General features: G+C 75.2%; 5 protein-coding genes. 1 reads left to right on the forward strand and 4 read right to left on the reverse strand.

Features of this window, described 5'->3' with window-relative positions:
• The coding region (locus tag ABT106_RS31095; RefSeq protein WP_351284178.1) for a helix-turn-helix domain-containing protein at nt 1-262 on the reverse strand (262 nt) is incomplete at its 3' end.
• A gap of 319 nt (nt 263-581) precedes the next feature.
• Nucleotides 582-1,700, reverse strand: a complete 1,119-nt coding sequence (locus tag ABT106_RS31100; RefSeq protein WP_351284181.1) for a DUF1152 domain-containing protein — start codon at nt 1,698-1,700, stop codon at nt 582-584.
• 196 nt (nt 1,701-1,896) lie between these two features.
• Between ABT106_RS31100 and ABT106_RS31105 the strand changes: the two genes are divergently transcribed.
• A complete protein-coding gene (locus ABT106_RS31105; protein ID WP_351284183.1) occupies nt 1,897-3,294 on the forward strand; it encodes an STM4012 family radical SAM protein in 1,398 nt (465 codons plus the stop codon).
• A 37-nt stretch (nt 3,295-3,331) separates the two neighbouring features.
• Here the strand turns inward: ABT106_RS31105 and ABT106_RS31110 are convergent, their stop codons facing one another.
• Together ABT106_RS31110 and ABT106_RS31115 are read right to left on the reverse strand one after the other, a co-directional pair.
• On the reverse strand, nt 3,332-4,294 hold the full coding sequence (locus ABT106_RS31110) for a DMT family transporter (RefSeq protein WP_351284186.1): 963 nt from the start codon (nt 4,292-4,294) through the stop codon (nt 3,332-3,334).
• A 178-nt stretch (nt 4,295-4,472) separates the two neighbouring features.
• On the reverse strand, nt 4,473-4,753 hold a 281-nt coding region (locus ABT106_RS31115), incomplete at its 5' end, for a glutamate-cysteine ligase family protein (RefSeq protein WP_502979536.1).

A 4,753-nucleotide genomic window follows, 5' to 3' on the forward strand; every position in this document is an offset into this window, starting at 1 on the left:
CGGCGGGCCGGGGCCGGAGGTCGGCGCGCTGGGCGAGGCCCTGGAGGAAGCGCCGGTAGGCGTCCCGGCGTTGTCCCTTCGGCTCGCTGCGCCCCGACTCCCAGGAGCGGACCGTGGCCGCCCGTACGCCGAAGGCCGTGGCCACCTGCTGTGGGGTGAGGTCCCACAGTTCGCGGAGCCTGCGTCGTTCACCCGGCGCGGGAAGGGCGTTCTGGGCGGTCTCCCGGGCCGACAGCCGGGACATCGTGCGCGAAGTCGTCATACCCGTATGACAATCCACCCGCATCCGCGTGACGGGCGCGGTCCGGAGATCACCCGTATGCGGGAGCGGACGGCCACCGGCTGCGCGTGGCCCCGGTCGCGCACCGGGGCCACGGGGGCGACGGACGGTTCGGGGCCGTCCGTCGCCTCACAGGCGGTGCTCCCCGACTGGTGCGAGCGCCCGCCGATTCACGACCGTAGCCGTGCCCACCGAGTCGCGGCGCCGAACCCTCATGTGGGTGACGGCCGCATCACGGGCGGTCGGGGCGGTCCGGGGGCGTACGGGTCGTGCGGGTCGTGCGGGTCGTGCGGGCCGAGCCCTACGCCAGCCCCCACAGCGGCGCCGCCCGCCGCGGGGAGGCGGCCGCGCGCGGGGTACCGAGCAGCGACCGGGCCTCCGGGGCGCTCAGGCCGAGGTCCTCGGTGATCCTGCGCGAGGTGACGTACGCGAGGCCGTCGGCGAGCAGGTCGCGTTTCCAGGCCGTGAACCGGGCCAGGACGGTCTCGGCGTCGCGGGACCCACGCGACGCCAGCGACGGGTGCGGCGTGTGCGGCCTGTGCGGCGGCCCGGGACGCGCCGCCCGGTGGCGTTCCCGCTCGATCTCCGAGAAGCCGCACACCTCGCGGGACGCGGCCTCGGCGTCGTCCAGGCTCGTGGAGCCGGCGAGGGCGCGGGCCAGGGGGCTGAGGGCGAGGGCCGCGTCGAGGGTGAGGCGGTGGACCTGGCACGCCGAGTCGTCCAGGAGGACGGGGCGGGGTGCGTCCCGGGTCCCGCAGGATCCGCGTACGCCGCGGGCCGCCGCGACGAGCAGGGCGCTCGCCTCGGACGGATGCCAGTCGAAGACGGGCAGCACGCCCTCGGTGTGCGGGGCGGTCAGGGCGAACGCGGGCGGTCCGAGCCTCGGCAGGAGCTCTGTCAGGGGCACCTCGTTGTCGAGGCCGGGGCCGGCGACGTACACGGTGGTGGCGAGGCCCGTCGCCGCGCAGGCCGCGAGGGCCAGGGCGTCGCCGAGCGGACTGCGGAGGGTGGGCTCGTCCCCCCGTGCCGCGATGTCGCCGCCGACGTCCACGAGGTCGATGCGCCCGGCCCGGCACCAGCGGGCGGCCGCGCGGATCTGCCGGGCCAGGCCGCGGGTGCCCCCGTACGGGTCGAGCAGCCCCAGCCTCGGCTCCAGCCCGGCTGCCAGGCGCGGGATCAGCGAGCCCGCCGGAGCGATCGGCGCGGTGCGGGGCGTGACCAGGGCGAGGTCGGGGGCGGCGGCTTCGGTGCCGGTGAAGTCGGTCGCGCGGCGCGGCCCCGGCACGGGATCGACGACGAGGCGCTCCCAGGCGTACGTCAGCACCAGGGCGGGGGTCCCCGCGCCGTGCAGGGCCGTGTGCACCACGGCCGCCGTGATGGCGTCGCCGCCACCTCCCGCGGCGATGAGGAGTCGTGTCATGCCGGACACGGAACCCCACCCGCCGCCGCGCCGCCACCTCGACGGGCTCATCGCGAAAAGTGCATGTGAACCTCCATGCCGACAAACCCGTTTTATGCGGTTCCCACTACAGAAGGGAAGCGCGGCGCCACCATATGGTGACGCGGTGTCACGTACGGCGATCACGATCACTTCTGAAAGTGAGTCACGTTCCGCTATGACGACCACCGTTCCGCTTCCCGTGCCCGCGTTTCCCCGCCGTCTCCCCGCCGCCGAGCCGCAGACCCCGTACGAGCAGTACGTGTACGCCTATCCGCACCAGAAGGCCTACCGGCTCCTGGAGGACGGGCCGCTGCTCAGCGACCTGTGGTCCGCGGAGCGGCTCGACGCCCTGTCCCTCTACGTGCACGTGCCCTTCTGCGAGATGAGGTGCGGCTTCTGCAACCTCTTCACCCGGACCGGGGCGCCCGAGGACGTCACCCGGGACTTCCTCGGCACCCTGGAGCGTCAGGCCCGGGTGACGAGGCGGGCGCTGGAGGCGCGGGGTGAGGAGATACGGTTCCCGCTCGCGGCGTTCGGCGGGGGCACCCCCACCTACCTGACGGCGGCCGAACTGACCCGGCTGTGCGACATCTGCGAGCACGTCATGGGCGCCGACCTCAAGACCTCGTCCTGGTCGGTGGAGACCTCGCCCGCCACGGCGACCGCGGACCGGATCGCGGTCCTGGCCGAGCGGGGCGCGACGCGGCTGAGCATCGGCGTGCAGAGCTTCATCGACGAGGAGGCGCGCGCGGCCGTCCGCCCGCAGAAGCGCGAGGAGGTCGAGGTCGCGCTCGCCCGGCTGAAGGCGGCCGGGTTCCCGATCCTCAACATCGACCTCATCTACGGCATCGAGGGCCAGACCGAGCGGACGTTCAAGGTGTCCCTGGACGCCGCGCTCGCCTGGGAGCCGGAGGAGGTCTACCTGTACCCCCTCTACGTACGCCCGCTGACCGGGCTCAGCGGCCGCCACGCCGCGACGCCCGAGGACTGGAACGAGCAGCGTCTGCGGCTGTACCGCTACGGCCGTGACCACCTGCTGTCCGCCGGGTACGAGCAGACCTCGATGCGGGTCTTCCGGCGCGTCGGCACCGCCGCTCTGGAGGACACCGACGGCAGCGGCATCAGCGAGTACAACCAGCAGGCCGGCATGGTCGGGCTCGGCGTGGGGGCCCGTTCCTTCACCGGCGAGCTGCACTACACCACCGACTACGCGGTCGCGGTGCCCGAGGTCCGCCGCATCATCGACGACTACATCGCGACCCCGACCGCACGGTTCGAGCGGGCGCGGTGGGCCTTCCGGATGGACGGCGGCGAGCGGCGCCGGATGTACGTGCTGCAGCACCTGCTGGAGTCGACGGGGCTGCGGGTGGCCGACTACGAGCGGCGGTTCACGACGCGCTTCAAGGACGACTTCGCCCGCGAGCTGGACGCCCTGCTGGGGAAGAACTGGCTCCGGGAGCAGGCGGGGACACTGGCGCTGACGCCGGAGGGGATGGCCTGGGCCGACGCGGTGGGCCCGATGTTCTTCTCGTCCCGGGTGCGGGACGAGATGTCCTCCTACCGGGACCGCTGAGCCGCTCGCCCCGCCCGGCGCGGCGCCCGCGGGCCGGTCATCCCGGCGCGGGCGCCCGAGCCGGTTCCGCCGGATCCGGTCCCGGCGGGGCCGGCTCGGCCGGAGCCCGCTCCGGCCCGGCCCGCTTCGCCCCGGCCCGATTCCGCCGCCCGGGCGGCAGGGACACGAGGACCAGCCCGCCCAGCAGCAGGACCCCGCCGGCGGCGGCGCGCGGACCGGGCCGCTCGCCCAGCAGTGCGACCCCGAGCAGGGTGGCGACCAGTGGCTCGGTCAGGCTCAGCGTCCCGGTGGTGGCGGCGCCGAGCCTGCCGACGCCCCGCGTGAACAGCAGGTAGCCGAGCGCCGTGGTGCCGAGCCCGAGCCAGCCGATCAGTGCGAGCGCGCGCGGGTCGGCCAGCCCTTCCGGGGACGCGACCAGGAACGGGGAGACCAGCAGCCCCGCGCACAGGACGCTCACGGGCGCCGCCGCGGCGAGGTCCGCGCCCCTCGCACCGAGTTCCCCGGCCGCCGCTATGTAGACGCCGAAGCTCGCCCCGGCCACCACCGCGCAGACCACGCCGGGCACGTCCGCCCGCGCCCCGCTGCCCGGCAGCAGCAGGAACCCGATGCCGGCGACCGCGCAGGCCGTCCCCCACAGCCAGCGCCGCGTCATCCGCTCGCCGGAGAGCAGGCGGGCGCACACCCCGCTGACGACGGGTACGGTCCCGAAGGCCGCCGCGGTCGCCAGCGCGGCCCCGCAGCGCTCGACCGACTCCAGGAAGCAGACCTGGAAGCCCGCCGTGACCAGGACGGACAGCCCCACCCAGCGGCGGACCCCGGGACGCACCAGCGTGCGCAGCCCCGCCGGGCGCACCGTCAGTACGCTCAGCACCAGCCCGCCCAGCAGCATCCGGGCGGCGCCGAGCGCCACCGGCGGCATCCCCGCGTCGGCCCAGATCTGCGCGGGCCCCACCGTTCCCCACAGGACCGCCGCCACCAGCACGGATGTCACAGCGCCCACGATGCCCCCTCCACGGATTCCGGAACGTGGCGAACGTATCCGGGGGCGGCTCCGCAGACCCACTGGGTGAAACCATGAGATTCCCGGCCTCCGCGGCGGCGCGTCCGTGGGTTCGCACCAAGCCGCGCCCGGCGCGCGGCGGCTCCGCTGCGGTGACCGGACCTTCTCCGGGGCTCCGTCAGCCGGCCGGGGGCGTCGTGAGCCGCGCGCACCGCGTGACCACGGCCGCGAGGTCCCCTTCGGTACGCAGCAGCTCGCGCTGGACGCGTGCCCCGTTGCCGTGCTCCAAGAGGCGGGCGACGCCCTCCCGGACGCGTTCGTCGTCGCCGTGGTCGGTGAGGGCTTCCCGCACATGGGCGTAGAGCGCCTCGACGGCTCCGGCGGGCGACGTCTCCCGCATCGTGCGCGGGTGCAGGAGCGGGCCGTCCAGGCCCGAGCGGCCGGCCCGCCACGCCGAGG

Origin of the sequence: Streptomyces sp. NPDC002044 (assembly GCF_040296725.1) — a bacterium.
GTDB lineage: Bacteria > Actinomycetota > Actinomycetes > Streptomycetales > Streptomycetaceae > Streptomyces > Streptomyces antarcticus.

Bases quoted from the DNA above. Each gene is read 5' to 3' on its own strand.
- ABT106_RS31100 (WP_351284181.1), bottom strand. From the start codon at position 1,700: ATGACACGACTCCTCATCGCCGCGGGAGGTGGCGGCGACGCCATCACG.
- ABT106_RS31105 (WP_351284183.1), top strand. From the start codon at position 1,897: ATGACGACCACCGTTCCGCTTCCCGTGCCCGCGTTTCCCCGCCGTCTC.